This window comes from Treponema sp. C6A8 (assembly GCF_000619925.1).
GTDB lineage: Bacteria > Spirochaetota > Spirochaetia > Treponematales > Treponemataceae > Treponema_D.
Window position 1 is genome coordinate 12,837 of sequence record NZ_JHVB01000006.1, and the last position, 15,726, is coordinate 28,562.

The 15,726-nt window shown below is 43.1% G+C and carries 14 protein-coding genes; 5 read left to right on the top strand and 9 right to left on the bottom strand.

Annotated elements, in window-relative coordinates; translation table 11 throughout:
* The first annotated feature begins 3 nt into the window (after window positions 1–3).
* The 3 genes from T530_RS0105960 to T530_RS0105970 all read left to right on the top strand — a co-directional run bounded on the left by T530_RS0105960 (window position 4) and on the right by T530_RS0105970 (window position 2,424).
* Window positions 4–294, top strand: coding sequence for a flagellar biosynthesis anti-sigma factor FlgM (locus T530_RS0105960; protein ID WP_027728223.1), 291 nt, complete (start codon window positions 4–6; stop codon window positions 292–294).
* A gap of 121 nt (window positions 295–415) precedes the next feature.
* Window positions 416–1,564, top strand: a complete 1,149-nt coding sequence (locus tag T530_RS0105965; protein ID WP_027728224.1) for an iron-containing alcohol dehydrogenase — start codon at window positions 416–418, stop codon at window positions 1,562–1,564.
* A gap of 26 nt (window positions 1,565–1,590) precedes the next feature.
* Window positions 1,591–2,424: a TrmH family RNA methyltransferase gene (locus tag T530_RS0105970; RefSeq protein ID WP_027728225.1), complete on the top strand. Its 834-nt coding sequence runs from the start codon at window positions 1,591–1,593 to the stop codon at window positions 2,422–2,424.
* Window positions 2,425–2,482: 58 nt separating this feature from the next.
* On the opposite strand, the gene T530_RS0105975 is transcribed toward T530_RS0105970, so the two are convergent.
* From T530_RS0105975 to T530_RS0106005, 7 genes are all read right to left on the bottom strand, one after another.
* Entirely contained in the window at window positions 2,483–3,985 is a 1,503-nt protein-coding gene (locus T530_RS0105975) for a hypothetical protein (RefSeq protein WP_027728226.1), read from the bottom strand.
* A 75-nt stretch (window positions 3,986–4,060) separates the two neighbouring features.
* Entirely contained in the window at window positions 4,061–5,506 is a 1,446-nt protein-coding gene (locus tag T530_RS0105980) for a TrkH family potassium uptake protein (protein WP_027728227.1), read from the bottom strand.
* A gap of 41 nt (window positions 5,507–5,547) precedes the next feature.
* Window positions 5,548–7,005 (bottom strand): NAD-binding protein, encoded by a 1,458-nt coding sequence (locus T530_RS0105985; protein WP_027728228.1) that lies wholly within the window; start codon window positions 7,003–7,005, stop codon window positions 5,548–5,550.
* Window positions 7,006–7,232: 227 nt separating this feature from the next.
* Window positions 7,233–8,957, bottom strand: a complete 1,725-nt coding sequence (locus tag T530_RS0105990) for a carbon starvation protein A (RefSeq protein ID WP_027728229.1) — start codon at window positions 8,955–8,957, stop codon at window positions 7,233–7,235.
* A 38-nt stretch (window positions 8,958–8,995) separates the two neighbouring features.
* Window positions 8,996–9,514 carry a hypothetical protein gene (locus tag T530_RS0105995; protein WP_027728230.1) on the bottom strand — a complete coding sequence of 173 codons (519 nt, stop codon included), beginning with the start codon at window positions 9,512–9,514 and terminating at the stop codon, window positions 8,996–8,998.
* Window positions 9,515–9,548: 34 nt separating this feature from the next.
* Window positions 9,549–10,184, bottom strand: a complete 636-nt coding sequence (locus T530_RS0106000; protein WP_027728231.1) for an epoxyqueuosine reductase QueH — start codon at window positions 10,182–10,184, stop codon at window positions 9,549–9,551.
* Complete coding sequence (locus tag T530_RS0106005) at window positions 10,184–10,852, bottom strand: TetR/AcrR family transcriptional regulator (RefSeq protein WP_027728232.1); 669 nt, start codon at window positions 10,850–10,852, stop codon at window positions 10,184–10,186. Before T530_RS0106005 ends, T530_RS0106000 begins: the two co-directional genes overlap by 1 nt.
* A gap of 91 nt (window positions 10,853–10,943) precedes the next feature.
* Between T530_RS0106005 and T530_RS14690 the strand changes: the two genes are divergently transcribed.
* The gene (locus tag T530_RS14690) at window positions 10,944–11,801 is read left to right on the top strand and encodes a GNAT family N-acetyltransferase (RefSeq protein WP_027728233.1); all 858 of its coding nucleotides are present in this window, start codon (window positions 10,944–10,946) and stop codon (window positions 11,799–11,801) included.
* A gap of 2 nt (window positions 11,802–11,803) precedes the next feature.
* Here T530_RS14690 and T530_RS0106015 read toward each other — a convergent pair whose 3' ends face one another.
* Both T530_RS0106015 and htpG read right to left on the bottom strand, forming a co-directional pair.
* Window positions 11,804–12,118, bottom strand: coding sequence for a hypothetical protein (locus T530_RS0106015; RefSeq protein WP_027728234.1), 315 nt, complete (start codon window positions 12,116–12,118; stop codon window positions 11,804–11,806).
* Window positions 12,119–12,220: 102 nt separating this feature from the next.
* Window positions 12,221–14,200: a molecular chaperone HtpG gene (htpG, locus tag T530_RS0106020; RefSeq protein ID WP_027728235.1), complete on the bottom strand. Its 1,980-nt coding sequence runs from the start codon at window positions 14,198–14,200 to the stop codon at window positions 12,221–12,223.
* A gap of 170 nt (window positions 14,201–14,370) precedes the next feature.
* On the opposite strand from htpG, the gene creD reads away from it, so the two are divergent.
* Window positions 14,371–15,699 (top strand): cell envelope integrity protein CreD, encoded by a 1,329-nt coding sequence (gene creD, locus T530_RS0106025; protein ID WP_027728236.1) that lies wholly within the window; start codon window positions 14,371–14,373, stop codon window positions 15,697–15,699.
* Window positions 15,700–15,726: the final 27 nt, after the last annotated feature.

The window sequence follows — 15,726 nt, forward strand, 5'->3', positions numbered from 1 at the left end:
ATTATGATGATTAATGGAATTAATTCAATCAATCCTTTGAACAATGTTCAGGAAACTCGCAAATCTGAAAGCGCAGCAAAAGTTCGTTCAACGGAATCAGATTCGATTTCAGTTTCAAAAGAAGCTGAAAAAATGGCAGAAGCATATTACTTGGACAAAGTTGCTGCAGAGACCCCGGATGTTCGTGCTGACAGAATTGCTGAAGTAAGAGAAAAGATTAAAGATCCTTCTTACTTGAATGATTCAGTATTCGGTTCTGCCGCAGACAAATTCCTTACTGCTCTTGGACTTTAATTGACTGTAAAAAAAGGAATTCAAAAAATCGCTTAATTAAGCTATTATAAGGCGGACGCATTGTCGTTCCGCCTTTTTTTGTTTAAAAAGTTAGGGCTCCCGGCCCGCAGGAGAGTTTAAAATGTCTGACTTTGTTTTCAGAATTAATCCAAATATCATAATTGGTGACTATACAGTTTCGCGACTTGGTCAGCAGGTTCGCGAATGGGGCACAAGATTTTTTGTCGTGCTGGACCCGATTTTACGTGAGGTAAAGCTTGCCGAAAAAGTGCAGCAGGCGCTCAGCGAACACAAAATAGAAACTATCGTTTATTCAGAGCTGACTGACGGGACATCTACAAAGGCCGTTGCCCGCGCCCTTAAACTTGCCCGCGAGGCTCACGTTCACGGAGTTATTGCTGTGGGCGGAATGAAGGCTATGACTATCGGCCGCGCAGTTGCCGCTTACTACAACGAAGTCCACGATTTCTACACATTTGTAGGAGGCGCCCAGCCTAATACTCAGCCTATTCACTGTATCTGTGTGCCTACCGTTTACCGCTTTCCATTCATCTTTACAACAGACTTACCGATTGCGGACAGCCGAAACCATCAGATAAAAATCCTGAAGATTCAGCCTAACGTATGTAAGCTTGCTCTGGTTGACCCTAACCTAATGCTTTCCTTGACTGATAACCAGAAGGCAACTCTTTCTCTCGAGCTTTTGGGAATGGCAATGGAAGCCTATATCTCTCAGAAGGCAAACTTTTTCAGCGATATGTTTGCAGAAAAAGCGGTTGAGATTTTGAATTACGCATTCAACGGCTCGCCTTCAATTGATATTACAACACCGGAAGAAGTTCTTCTTGCCCAGGCAGGCGCTATGGTTAGCATGGCAGCATCAACTTCGGCTTTGGGAATGAACACCCTTCTTTCTATCGGAATAAATGCCCGCTATCAGATTAAAAAGCCTCTTGTTTCTTCTATCCTCCTTCCTTTTGCAATGGAAGATGCAGGAAAATTCAAGGCCGCTAAGCTTGAAAAACTTTCTCACCTGATTGGCGCCGCTACCGAAGAACAGACTGGTGAAGAAGCCGTAGCTTCCTTTATTGATTTTGTCCGCCAGAGAATTGCAGCTGCAAACCTGCCGACAAGACTAAAGGATACAAAGCTTACTATTGAACAGCTTGCCGTTGTAATCGAAGATATTAAAGACACCGAAATAATGAATCAGCTTCCGCGCAGCATGACTGCCGATGACTTATTCGCATTTATTAAGCAGGCATACTAGGGCTTTCTGCCCTGCCCGGAGATTTTATGATTGAACCAGGAAAACTCTTTCAGCTGGAAGGCGGACAAAAACGCCGTAAGCTGGCTTTAACTTTTGGCGCTCTCGAACGCGACATTCAGGGAATTGCAGAAAAAGGAACCGAATATAACTTTACTTCGATGACCCGCGCAGAATACGTAAAAAAAATCACGGAAGTTCTGCTCAAGGATCCCAAACTGCCTCAGGGTGCCGCCGACGAACTAAAGCGCCTTCTTGCGGCCGACCCATTTGACGAACTCCGCCTCTGTAACTGCACCAGAAATCACCTGCTCACTTTAATCGGCACCTTCCCTGCCGAATGGGACTTAGTTATCGCTCCTCACGCAGCCCCTGTGGATGAAGACGGCACTGTCCGCCAGCGTGATTTTTTCCCGGGTGTAGCTGTTTACGCAGAAGATATCCGTTCGCCATTTAACCTGGGCTCAATTTTCCGCTCCGCTGAAGCTATGGGCGCTGAAAAAGTATATATTTCGCCATTTTGCACAGACCCGGAACAGCCTCGCGCAATCAGAAGCGGCATGGGCTGCATTGAAACTATGGGCTGGGAACGCTGTTCACTGGACGAACTACCTGATGACCTGCCGGTTTTTGCTTTGGAAACTGGCGGCACTGATATAAATGAGTTTAAGTTCCCGGAGCGGGGCATCTGCATTATTGGAAGTGAAGAGCTTGGCGTTAGTCCAGAGGCATTAGCCCGTGCAACTTACGGCCGCGTTACAATTCCTATGAAGGGCCTGAAAGCCTCTCTGAACGTAGGTGTTGCCTTTGGAATACTAATGCAAAAGTGGGTGGAAGCACTGACAGAAAACCAGAAGCATTAATAATTGCAAAAAAGACGGAAGGAGCAGAGCGTGAGTCTTTTTTGCTGTTAACTATTTCTTAAAGTTTTTCTTCAGGATTTTCTTCCGCAAAGGCGTCATTCAGCTTATTGAGCACATAAACAAACTGGTCTTCCGTAAAAATATCGAACTTAGCCAGCTGCTTAGGGTCAATCTGATAGAAATCCAGCTGATTTTCGCTGTAAGCAAGGAGAACTTCGGCAATATAAAGCGGCGGAAGGAACTGCTTGATTTTGTCAGAAGCAAGCTCAGGGTTATTCCAGCCGTGAACAAGACTCAAAGTTTCCTCTGAGAATTTCAGCTTTTTCAAATAGCCGTAAGTAATAAAGGTTCCCGCATTTCCCTGGTAGAAGGTTTCGCGGATTTTTTCAGCTTCTTCATACTGCTGGCTCAGCTCAGTGATGTATTTTTCCTGAACCTGGGTCGGGTTTCGCAAAAGCTCAAAGCCGATATTGTTTATCAAGCCGATTGAATAATATTCTTCCGGCGAGAAGATAATCTGAAAGTCCGGCTGATTTTTGCAGAGATTATAGGCGTAGAAGGCAACCTTCTGTGAATGCTGCTTTGAAGTTTCCAGATCCTTAAATTCCATTATCTCAACTTCTTTGTTGTCGGAAGAAATAATTTTTCTAAGGTCGTCATCCGTAAACTGGGCGATTGCTTTTTTCAAATTCAACTGCTCGCGGTTATGATCTACGGTATTTTTCAAAATCAGAAGCGCCAGCGTATCATCATGCATGACAATCTTCAAAAGTGCGTCGCGGTCAATCGAAGGCTTGGCAAAAAGCCCCTGAACCTGACGATAGGTAGCCAGGCGGATTGGAATCTGCTCCTGAAGGTTGATGTATTCGTAAGTAAGCATCTGCACTGCCGAATAAACAACTTCGTTACATGGCAGAACGATTTCCGTAATTGTTTCTTTATCTGTTGAATAGCAGGTATAGCTGTCTTTTCCAAGTCCAGCCTTCTGAAGCATAAGGATGATGATGATAATACCAAGTCCCGCACCTTCAGACGGATCCAGCGCCTTAGCGTAAACCTCTTCAATACTATTGAACTTCTTGGCATTTTGTATTTTCTGCCTGATTCTCTGCTCTTCGTCCAGTGTAAGCACAGCCTTGTTTTTTACCTGAATTTTTAAAGTGCGGCCGCAAAGCTGGAGTACAAGCTTGATATAAAGCCCTGCTTTTTTCTGAAGTTCAAGATAATGGTCGATGTTTGAAAGAGTATCAACCTTAAATTCATTCATACCGCGTTCATATTCTTCAGGATTGTTGATGTTTAAACCCTTTTCTTTAAAGTAAACGCGCTTTGTATTGGCTTTTTTGGCGTTGGTAAGAAGTTCGCCCAGACAGTATTTAAGATTTTGAATAAGCTGCTCTTGATGACATTCTTCAAGGAACACAGTGAGAATATCATAGATATAAATCTCCATGTTGCGTGAAAGAGTATATGTCGTAATTTCCAGCGGCATTTGAAGTCGGACAGAGTTGCGAATTTTTTCCCGGTCTACTTCAAGCTTCTCATCAAAATCGCTTATCATCTATTCTAATAATTTTAATCCAATTATTACAAATTGTAAAACAAATTGACAAATCCCTTGTTATATAACTGTCAATTATTTTTTCCAGTAAGAAGGCAGGAAGAACATAATCATAGTATAAAGTTCCAGACGGCCTGCCAGCATTGCAAAACAATACCACCACTTTACAAAAGAAGGAAGGAAACCGAAATTTCCGCTCGGACCTAAAAATCCCGCAGCAGGACCAACGTTTCCTACCATACTAAGGGCGCCCGTAAAGGCCGTAAACAAATCCAGATGACCGATACAGCCAACCAGGGTCGTGATGGCAACAAGGAAAAAATAGAGAGTCATAAAGGCAGTCACGCTAAAAACGACGTCTTTACGGCCGACTCTGTTATTCAATCTGATTGCAAAAATTCCGTGAGGATGAAGCATTCTCTTTGTTTCGTTGCTGATTTGCTTGAATAAAATTACCCAGCGCACAACTTTAACGCCGCCGGATGTAGAACCCGAAGAGCCACCGATAAAGAAAAGCAGAAAAAGGAAAAACTGGGCTGCAGGAGTCCAGAGGGTAAAATCAGCAGTTGAAAATCCCGTTGTTGAAAGAAGGGAAACAACGTGGAAGGCTGAATAGCGAAGCTTCTGAGGGAAGTTTGTGTAAATGCCGCCCAGGCTGAAGGCCACGGCAAGAATTGCAAATATCACGATGGCAATATAAGCCTTAAACTCGGAGTTTTCGCGGATATCATCAAACTTGCGGACAATAATATAATAGAAAAGACTGAAGTTTATGCCCGCAAAAAACATAAATACAGTGATTACTGCGTCGATTGCGGCAGAATCATACCAGCCTATGCTGGAATCTTTTGAAGAAAAGCCGCCGGTTCCCAGCGTTGAAAACGCGTGTGTAAAAGCATCAATCCAATCCATGCCGGCAATTTTAAGAAGGAGAGCTTCTACAAGGGTAAATCCCGCATATATAATCCAAAGATACTTGGCAGTCGTCGTAATTCGCGCGGTAATTTTTCCTTTTTCCGGTCCGGTAGTTTCGGCCTTAATCAGCTGAAAGCCACCCACACCAAGAAGAGGAAGAAGGGCAACTGTCAAAGTTACAATTCCCATACCGCCTATCCAGTGGGTAATACAACGCCAGAGGTTTATTGAGCGAGGCAGCTCTTCCAGGTGGCCGCAGACAGTGGAACCGGTGGTTGTAAAACCGCTCACGCTTTCAAAAACGGCATCGGTGATTGCAGGAAAAGCGCCGCTTGCAAAAAGAGGAATTGAGCCGAAAAGACTCATAAAAATCCAGGAACCCGCAACTATCAGGTAGGTCTGGCGGGTATTAATGCTGATTTTTACTTTTCTGGTCGGAAAGAAGACAGCCGCAAGGATTACAAAGCTTACCAGCATCGGCACTAAAAAAGGAAGGATTACACTTTCTTCGCCAAGGGCAAGTCCAAGTCCCAACGGCATAATCATCATTGCTCCAACAATCGCGATAAGAACTGAAATTATCTTTATAAAATAAATTGCAAACAAAATTCGCTCCAATAAGAATGTGTCACTGCCGATGACAGGCCCTAGTTATCGTCGCTTCCTGCAAAATAGGAGAGCACTTTTTTACTCTGCTCACCAGGCACGATAATTACAACGTGGTCGCCTGCGTAAAGCTTGGTGTTTCCGTCAACAATCTTGTATTCTTCAATGCCAGACTGGCGGCTCAAAAGTACAAGGAAGAGTCCAGGATTTGAAATTTCTTTAAGGGCCTTTCCGCAAACCTTAGATTTAGCCCCGATTTCACATTCAACAATTTCAAGCTGACCGTTTGTTACTGTGTGGATTTCCTTTACCGACTTTCCGCGCAGATGGCTCATAATTGAGTCTACAACCGCATCGCGGAGGGCAACAGGAACGTCAACTCCAAGCTTTAAGGCAATTGTTTCAAAGGCAGAACTTGTAACCAGGCTGATTGTCTGGCCGACGCCCAGTGATTCAAGGTAAGCTGCAAGAACCATATTGAGTTCATGATTGTGAGTAGCGCAGATTGCCAGGTCGTAGGAAGTAATTCCTTCATCGCGCAAAAAGCTTTCGTCCGTAGCATCAGCGCACATAACGCGAGCTTCAGGGAAGCGTTCAGCTGCAGCCTTGGCAAGGGCATCGTTGGAATCGATAATTACAAAATCCTGAGTTCGCTTTTCTACAAAGGCAGAGATTTTTTTGAGGAAGCCCTTCTGCACATCAGTTTTTTCAGGATTTAAGAATTTATCTGCAACAATAGTTCCGATTCTCCCGGCACCAATCAGGGCAACCCTGCGCATTTCCTTAGGCGAAGTTCCGCAAAGCTTCATCACGTTTGCAAGCTGGTCTTTCTGAACAAGAACGCCAAGAATATCACCAGCATTTACAGAAGTATGTCCTGAAGGCAGTGATGTTTTTCCGTCTTTTTCGATATAAACAACCAGGAATTTAATGTCAGTTTTTGAGCGGATTTCCTTAAGGCTGATTCCGTCAAAATCGGATTTTTCATTTACGGTAATTCGGGCAATTTCCAGATCTGAATTATCAAAGGTGAGGACATTTCCGACAGCGCCGTTTTCAATTGCCTTTACAATTGCGTCTGCCGCTTCAACATCCGGGTTAATCATGTAATTGATGCCGTAAAGAGGACGATGCTTTGCGCCAAAGCTGTCGCTGTGCTTTTTTTCAGCGGAAGCTGTATTTACGTAGTAGGCATAGTTACGTACGCGGGCAATCTTAAGCAAATCAGGGTAAACTGCGTCCACAAGGGAACAGGTAATCATGTTTACTTCGTCAGAGCTTGTTACGCAGACAAGGGCATCTGCCTTTTGAAGTCCTACGCTTTCAAGTGTTTCAAGATTATTTCCGTCTGCGCACAAAACAGTACAGTCCAGCTGATTCTGTGCATGGCGGATTGTATCTTCGTTATTGTCGATTAAGGCAACCTGATTTTTTTCGTTGATGAGAAGCTTAGCGAGCTGAATGCCGGTAAAACCTGCGCCCACAATTACAATTTTCATAATGATTTATTATAAAGCAGATAAGGCAGGAATTCTATATAAAAATATAAGCGGGCTCCCGGGCGAGTGCATGGTCCAAAACCGCGCGATATCGCGCTACACGTTGTTTGTGGTAAAGAAACTATAGATTTGGCCGCTCTCGCGGCCGCCACAAACAAAGTGTTTTTGAACCACGCACCCGCCCTCGCGCCTGTTTTACTTATATAAAGCGTTTTCTATCTTTATATTCAGGCAGCAATTGCGGCTTTTTTGCTTTTGCGCTGTGTAGCGAAAGTTTTTACACCTTCAATTACAAGAACAACAGCAAGAATTGCCATTGCAGATGCGAATACCAGCTGGAACCAGTTGCCCCAGTGGAAGGCATTTGCAGCATGTGAACTCATTGCAGAAACTTTAGCTATTACAGTACGAATAAGCTGTGTAAGTGTTGCAGCAAGCATAAATACAGTTGGAATAATGAACATTTTATTGTTCTTTCCAACCTGTCCAAGCCATGCAGCAACTGCCATCAAAGCAATTCCGGCAAGAAGCTGGTTTGCAGCGCCAAAGAGTCCCCAGATCTGAGAAAGGCTCAATCCGCCAAGAACACAACCGATTGCAACCATAAGGAAGGTTCCGAACAATGGGAATGCGAGTACCTTGCGGAAACCTTTTGCATCTTTGTAAGAACGTTCGTTATCCTTAAGGAAAAGCTCAGAGAACATAAAGCGGCTCAAACGTGTACCTGTATCCAAAGATGTAAGGGCAAAAACAGAAACTGCAAGTGTCAAAAGAGCGTAGATTGCGTTGTTCTGATCAGCAAATCCGAACATTTTTGCAACACCTGATGCGAAAGCTACCGGAGGAGCACCTTTGAAAGCGCCGTCTACGATAAATCCTTTAGACACCATACCAACAGCGATGAGGGAAATAATTCCCAATGCCGATTCAATAAGCATTGAACCGTAACCGATTGCTTTTGCGTGCTTTTCGCTGTCCAGCTGTTTTGAAGTTGTACCAGTTGCAATCAGTGAGTGGAAACCAGAACATGCGCCGCAGGCAACGGTGATGAAGAGGGCCGGGAACATTGGTCCGATTTTTGTTGTGTATGATGTGAAAGCAGGAAGTTCGAATGTTGTATTTCCAGTAATTGCAGAAACTACGATACCAACCAGAGCCAAAGCCATCATTGCGTACAAAAGGAAAGAAGAAAGGTAGTCACGTGGCTGCAGCAAAATCCATACAGGAACAAGAGAAGCAATTGTGATGTAAGCGCCGATGAAAACAATCCATGCTGTGCGGCTCATTGCAAAACCGTAGTTCAAACCGATTACAACTGCAACAACGATTCCAACGATTCCGGCGATTGTAGCAGGAACAGTTCTTACGCCAGCGCGGTTAGTAAGGAAGCCGTAACCGATTGCAAGTACGATGAAGAGCAAAGAAATCATAGCGGTTGTCTGGCTTCCAGTAGGATTAGCAACAATACCAAAGCGTCCGTCTTTAGAAAGGAAAGTTCCGGCAACAACATTTACGAAAGAAGCAATTACGAGAATCAAAACAAGAAGGGCAAAAATGATGAAAAGGCGTTTTGAGGTTTTACCCATTGAGTCTTTGATGATTTCGCCTACAGATTTACCGTCGTGGCGGGCAGAAGCAAAAAGCGAACCGAAATCCTGAAGTCCACCAAAGAAAATACCACCGATTACGCACCACAAGAAAACTGGTACCCAACCAAAAACTGCGGCCTGAATTGGACCGTTAATTGGACCGGCACCAGCAATAGAAGAAAAGTGATGTCCCATCAAAACCGCTGGTTTTGCCTCAACATAATCCACGCCGTCAGCTTTTTCTACGGCAGGAGTTTTTTTTGCAGGGTCAATTCCCCACTGCTTTGCAAGCCAAGAGCCGTATCCAACATAGCCGATGAAAAGCAGAGCGAGAGCAGCAAGAATAATCAATAATGCTGTCATTTTTTGTTCTCCTTTTTTCCTTTCGGAAATTTACTTTTTTATAGCGAGCTTACAAGCTTTTTGAGGACGCTGCCGTGACGGTTTGTAACGGTTCGGCCTGTTGAAGTTTCGTAAGCTAATGCCCTGAAATTACTCCAGCCATAAATGCTGAATTTATATGATTTTGATTTTTTCTCTTTTTTGATGAAGCGGAAGGCGCTGTCTGAAATTTTGTCAGCAAGGATGATAAGTGTTACGTCTGAATTGCGGTGTCCGCTGCAAGGATGAACGCGGGAAAGGCCTTCTTCCCAGGCACGGTTTGCCAGCTGTTCAAAAAGGATATAGTCCAACTCGTCTGCTTCTGCAAAGAAGACATATTCGTTGGAATCAATATCTGCGACATGTGCGGCTTTTACTAAAAAATACTGTTCACTGTGGGAATGAAACTCTGCTTCTGCAGAAAAAGGTGCAGCAACACATTCCTCCCGGACGTTGTAATAACGTTCAAAAGAATGAAGAAGCTTTTGTAATAAATTTTCGGAATTATGAGCTTCCTGTGCGCCGCCATTGACTTTCATAATACTTAATTTTATTAAGTATAATTAAAGTTGTCTAGTCCCTTTGCATTGAAAACACGCAGCCGCAGTACTGCTGGCGGTAGAGGCCGTATTCTTCGCTGAGCTGCAGGCTGCGGAGGAAGCCGCTCTTTTTCTTGAAGTCAGATGGCAGCCATTTAGGAGAGCCCTGGCTCGCAAGGCATTCCCCAATTACATTGATTTTCTCTGCATCCTTAAAAGGACTGATACTGAGCGTTGTACAAAAATAATCAAATTCATGGGCGGCGGCATATTGATATGCCCGCTTCAGGCGGAATTCATAGCAGCGGCGACAGCGTTCCCCCTTTTCGGGCTCGCGGGCAAGTTCCGGTTCGCGATCAGTGCCAACTGCCTGGTAAAAGTGGTCCGGCAGGTATTCGTCTTTTACAAGCTTCACCTTGCCAAGCACAGCCGGGCTGAAACGTGGCAGGAAGGCCTCAAGTTCTGCAAGACGGCGCTCATATTCTTCCTGAGGATAAATATTGGGATTGTAATATAGAATGGTAATGTCAAAAAAGCCCGTCAGATACTCAATAACATAAGAAGAACACGGCCCGCAGCAGGCATGAAGCAGCAGGCTTGGCTTTTTTCCGCTTTTTTCCAGCGAAGAGAGAAGTTCATCCAGTTCCTTTTGATAGATAGATTTAGCCACTAAAATCCCAGATATTTTTTCATCATTATTTCACAGGATTTTGTAATTTTGTTCAACGCCTGGCCGTCGGTAGGAAGGGCAAAAAGGCTTCCGGCTCCGCTTTCCGGATTCTGGCGTACAATTTCCTTGCGGTTTGCAATGTAAAAATCGCGGTTATGAATTATAAAGGCGCTCAAAACATTTGAAGTTTCGGCAATTTCCTTATCTTTTACCTTCAGTTTTCCAACAGCGTTAAAGGCTTCAATAATATGGAAGATATCATCATAAATCTTTTTGTTTTCAGCGCGGACAATTTCCAGAGCCTTAATATTAAAATACTGTTCAGTTCGTACAAAGCTGTACATTTCAAAAAGCGGCTCGTTTTCAAAAAGATTAAAAAAGCGGGTTATCAGCTTTTTAAAAAGCACGTTCGGTGCGGTTTTATTCTTAATGATTGCATCGATGGTCTGCTCGGTTTTAAATCCAACTTTTGCAATTTCCGAAGCACAGAATTCCAGAGTTGCATCGTACATTGCATCGCGGCTTTCAAAATGATTGTAAAGCGAAGCCTTTTTAATTCCCAGCATGTCGCTGATGTCGCTGAGTGAGGTAGCACCCGGGCTTTTTTCAAAGGCAGATGATATGAATGACTGTATGATTTTTTCCTGTGAGATATTCTTTTTGCTCATAGAAAATTTATCGGGAACTAACGGGTATTAGTTTAGAACAAAACCTTTATTAGTTGATTTTTTTTTTGATTTGCTGGACAGTTATAAATAGATGCAAATTATTCCCGCAGAGCAGCTGCCTCCTGCCCTCATTCAGAATTTTCTAAGTCCTCACGAAAAAATGTGCGTCCAGCTTTCCTCTTACGTGCGAAAAAACCGCGCAGACATTTTTGCAATAAAGGATAATGATGATGAAATCTGCGGCGTCTTCTACGCAAAAGGCACCTTTTTGCACTGTATACCGGATTTCTCCGCACACGCAGCGGAAATTACTCAGGTCTTAGGCAACTTCCTGCTTACCCACCCCGTCAAATGCATCAACGGCGAACTTACTGTGTCAGAAAGCCTGAAAGCTCTGTTGCAGTCTACCCAGGCCTCAGTGCCGGCTGGCGGTCACCAGCCTCAAACCAACCGCTACAAACTCATGTGCCTTTCTCCAGCCGACCAGCTTACCCCGCCAGCAGAGCCCCTTCAGCCCTGCGATGAAATCCGCCGCATGGCAAATCCGGACCACGACGCAGAAATCATTTTTGACCTGCAAAAACACTATATAATGGAAGAAGTCGCTCCAGCGGGCAAAAATCCCGGCGATTTAGAAATCAACGTAATTCTAAAGCAAATACTCAAAAACCAGATTTGTCTCACCCTTTTCAGCGATGGAGAACCTGTAGCAAAGGCAAACACAAATGCCATCGGCTGGAACTGTGTACAGCTTGGCGGTGTTTACACAAATCCTCTTTACCGCCGTAACGGCTATGCCTGCCAGCTGGTATACAACCTTTGCGCCCGCATTCTGCGTACCGGCCGCACCGTTACCCTCTACGTTAAAGAAAAAAATACCCCAGCCCTTGAATTATACAAAAAGCTGGGGTTCAAAGAGTGCGGATCTTATTCCATCACTTATTTTTAGTTCTATTTAAATACGACAGTTATTACAGCAAAGGCACCGATTAAAAAAAACATGTAAACAAGGCCAAGCGTCGCCGCAATCTGAGGAAAGCTTAAAAGCATAGCCGCCCAGACAAGAGTCAGCGCTCCAAGCGAAATGGCAGTCATTCCGCTTCCCTTAGCCCTAAAAGCATTTTTTCTTTGGCTTACTTCGTCTGCCACAGAACTTGCATTCAGTTTTTCAAGGAAACTTCCGGAAAGAAAGTAAATCCCTGTCCCGATGAAAGCCAGCCCTGCAAGAAAAGCTAAAATAATTAGAACTACAATTTTAATACTCATAAATCTCTAAAAACGGCAAAACACAGTTTTGCCGAGCCATTTTCACGATGAACCTAAACTGACCCTTTCGGCTCAGTTTTTAACGGTTCTTCGATTATCGGCTTATTTTGAAAGCAGGTTGTTCAAGTGTTTAACAAACTCAGCTGGTTCCTTAAGCTCAACGCCTGCAATCAGCAAAGCCTGATCAAGAAGAACTTCAGAAACATCAGCAATCAATGCTTCGTCATCGCTTTCCTTAATCTTTGCAAGGATAGGATGGTCGCCGTTTACTTCAAGAATAGGCTTGATTTCCGGTCCCATCTGCCCCATTGCCTTCATCATGCGTTCCATCTGGTAGCTAGGATCGTTTTCATCAACAACGATACATGAAGGGTTTTCGCCGCTCAAAGTCTTGGAAAGTTTAACTTCCTTAACCTTGTCGCCAAGTGCCTTCTTGATTTTTTCTACAACCGGCTTGAACTCTTTTTCTTTCTTTTCAGCTTCTTTTTTGTCACCGCCAAGGTCCTCGTCGCTGCCGGCGCGGTTTACAGCCTTAAGCTCGAACTCATTCTTGTATTTGCCAAAGCCAGGAATAACAATGTCATCGATATCATCATCAAGGATAAGAACTTCAAAGCCCTTGTCTGTGTAAGCTTTTACAAGTGGGTTTGCGCGAAGGTTCTTTTCATCGCTTCCGCTGATGTAGAAAATTGCCTTCTGGTCAGTCTTCATACGCTGAACATAGTCTGCAAAGCTTGTGTAGTTGCCGTCGCCGGTACCGCTTGCATCTGTAGACTTAAAGCGGATGATTTCTGCAATTTCGTCGCGGTTTTCGTAGTCTGAATAGAGACCTTCCTTCATTGGACGGTTGAAGTTCTTTACAAACTTATTCCAGTCTTCAATTGCCTTCTTTTCATCATCACTTCGTTTATCAGCCTCGGTTTTGCGGGCCTTGTCAGCATCCTCACCCATTTTTTTGAATTCACCAAGAAGCTTTTTAACAGACTGCTTTTTGATGTTTTCAAGAATTCTGTTCTGCTGAAGGATTTCGCGGCTTACGTTCAAAGGTAAATCCTCTGAATCGATAATACCGCGTACAAAGCGCAGGTAAGATGGCAAAAGCTCACGGTCATCATCAGTGATGAAAACGCGTTTTACATAAAGTTTTACGCCGCTCTTGTAGTCTGCCTGATACATGTCAAAAGGTGCATTCTGTGGAACGTAGAACAAAGTTGTATATTCCTGAGTTCCTTCTGCATGTGTATGAACGTAGTGGAGAGGGTCATTTCCGTCGTGGCAGTTTGTTTTATAGAATTCGTTGTAATCTTCTTTTTTAAGTTCAGATTTAGAGCGTTTCCACAAAGCTGATGCAGTATTTACCTGATCGATTTTGCTTTCGCTGCCTGTTTCTTTTCCCTTGTCATCATATTTTTTCTGTTCATAGTGAAGGAAAATTGGGAATGCAATGTGGTCTGAATATTTTTTGATGAGCTCTTCAATCTTCCAGCGACTAGCATATTCCTTGCTGTCGTCGTTCAAGTGCATTTCGATTGCTGATCCGCTGAGTTCTGGCTTATCAAAGCCGTATTTTTTAGCAACTGCGCTGTCTGCAGCAACCTCATCAAGTTCGTAAGAGTTTGTACCGTCAGAAGACCAGTGCCAGATTTTTCCGTCGCCTGCAGCCTTGCGTGTATAAACGTCGATTTTTTTAGCAGCCATGAATGCAGAGTAGAAACCTACACCAAACTGACCGATAAGAGCAGAATCTTTTGCTGCGTCTCCGCTTAATTTTTCAAAGAATGATTTTGTGCCTGAGCGGGCGATTGTACCGATGTTGTTTTCAAGGTCGCTGTCTGTCATACCGATACCAGAATCCTGAACGGTAAGAATGTTTTCTTTTTCATCAAAAGTGATGTCGATGCGCGGTGTAAAGGAAATTGATTTGTACGCTTCATCAGAAACGGTAAGGTACTTGAGCTTGTCCAAAGCATCCGATGCGTTAGAAACAATTTCGCGAAGGAAAATGTCCTTGTTCGAATAAAGCGAATGGATAAGCAGCTGCAAAAGCTGGTTTACTTCTGTCTTAAACTGATGTGTTGCCATTTTATAACCTCTTATACGATTTAAAATCAAAATAATTCACTAATTAAAATAATAATAAAGCGATATAAGAGGCAAGAAAAAAAGACAATTTTAAAGAGAATAAATAATACCATATTCCTCATTTAAAAATCATGTGTTATTCTATAAAAAAACTATAAGGCGGTGAGAAAATGAAAAAGTTCAACTTTTCAAGTTCAACAGTAAAATTGGGAATAATTTTTGCCCTTGTACTCTTGTTTTTGATTCCAATCGGCTTAATCGATAATCTGATTTACGACAGAAAAAGCTACCAGCGCGAAGCAATTGAGTCTATTACAGAGCCACTCGGCGGCGAAGCTGAAATCCAGGGGCTTGTAATTGCAGTTCCTTATAAAAGTTACAAAGAATGGGTTGATTCCAAGGATAAAACTCATATAGACGTTATGACAAAGTACGCAATTTTTGCGCCTGACAGCTACAATGCGGATTTTTCAGTTAATCCTTACTATCTGACCCGCGGAATTTTCAAAGTTCCTGTTTTTAACGGCGACATAGACCTCAAGGCAGAATTCAGTAATTTTGATTTTTCATACTTTGGCATTGAAGCAAAAGATATTATTGAAAAAGATGCCGTTTTGATTATGGGCTTTTCAAATACAAAAAATCTGACTGCTCAGCCAAAAATCAGCATAAACGGAAATCAGCTTTCTTTATCACCAATCAAATATGATTCAATTTCTCCATTTTCGACATCAGTTTATTACACTCTTTCAGGAATTAATTTGAAAGAAAAAATGGCGCTTACAGGAAAAATTGAATTCCAGGGCGGCGAAAATATTAAAATCCGTCCTATTGCCACAGACAACTATTTTTCTATGAAATCTGACTGGACTTCACCAAGTTTTTCAGGTGGCTGGCTTCCAAAAGAACGCAATATTACAGATAAAGGATTTAACGCTGTCTGGAACATTGCCGGTTTGAGCACCGTTTATCCAAAAAGCTGGCTGAGCGAAAAAGAATTTAGTCCGGAATCATTAAACGTTTCCTTTATTATTCCTGTGGACGCTTACAAGAAAACTGAACGCAGCGTAAAATACGCCCTTTTGTTCTTAATCATTCCATTTATTGCCCTTTTGATTTCAGAAATTTTCTCCAAAATCAAAATCCACCCTATTCAGTATTGTCTGATTGGTTTTGCCGACGTAATCTTCTATCTTCTTTTGCTTTCGATTTCCGAGCATATTCCTTTTGACTTTACTTATTTAATTTGTGCGATTTGTGTCAGCCTTTCGACTTTGTTCTACGCCTCGGCAATTTTCAGAAAAATCAAATGGGGCGGTCTTTTGAGCGGAGTTCAGTTCATATCATACATCTTCCTTTACGGAACCCTGCAGGCCGAAGACTATGCACTTTTGATTGGAAGTATCGGATTGTTCATAGTTGTAGTTCTTTTGATGTTCATTACCCGAAAAATTGACTGGTATGAACTTGGAAACGAATTGATGCTGGAAAAAAAATAAAAAGAAAAGCCGCTCTGAAAAGAGCGG

Bases quoted from the DNA above. Each gene is read 5' to 3' on its own strand.
- T530_RS0105960 (WP_027728223.1), top strand. From the start codon at position 4: ATGATGATTAATGGAATTAATTCAATCAATCCTTTGAACAATGTTCAG.
- T530_RS0105965 (WP_027728224.1), top strand. From the start codon at position 416: ATGTCTGACTTTGTTTTCAGAATTAATCCAAATATCATAATTGGTGAC.
- T530_RS0105970 (WP_027728225.1), top strand. From the start codon at position 1,591: ATGATTGAACCAGGAAAACTCTTTCAGCTGGAAGGCGGACAAAAACGC.
- T530_RS0105975 (WP_027728226.1), bottom strand. From the start codon at position 3,985: ATGATAAGCGATTTTGATGAGAAGCTTGAAGTAGACCGGGAAAAAATT.
- T530_RS0105985 (WP_027728228.1), bottom strand. From the start codon at position 7,005: ATGAAAATTGTAATTGTGGGCGCAGGTTTTACCGGCATTCAGCTCGCT.
- T530_RS0105990 (WP_027728229.1), bottom strand. From the start codon at position 8,957: ATGACAGCATTATTGATTATTCTTGCTGCTCTCGCTCTGCTTTTCATC.
- T530_RS0105995 (WP_027728230.1), bottom strand. From the start codon at position 9,514: ATGAAAGTCAATGGCGGCGCACAGGAAGCTCATAATTCCGAAAATTTA.
- T530_RS0106005 (WP_027728232.1), bottom strand. From the start codon at position 10,852: ATGAGCAAAAAGAATATCTCACAGGAAAAAATCATACAGTCATTCATA.
- T530_RS14690 (WP_027728233.1), top strand. From the start codon at position 10,944: ATGCAAATTATTCCCGCAGAGCAGCTGCCTCCTGCCCTCATTCAGAAT.
- T530_RS0106015 (WP_027728234.1), bottom strand. From the start codon at position 12,118: ATGAGTATTAAAATTGTAGTTCTAATTATTTTAGCTTTTCTTGCAGGG.
- htpG (WP_027728235.1), bottom strand. From the start codon at position 14,200: ATGGCAACACATCAGTTTAAGACAGAAGTAAACCAGCTTTTGCAGCTG.
- creD (WP_027728236.1), top strand. From the start codon at position 14,371: ATGAAAAAGTTCAACTTTTCAAGTTCAACAGTAAAATTGGGAATAATT.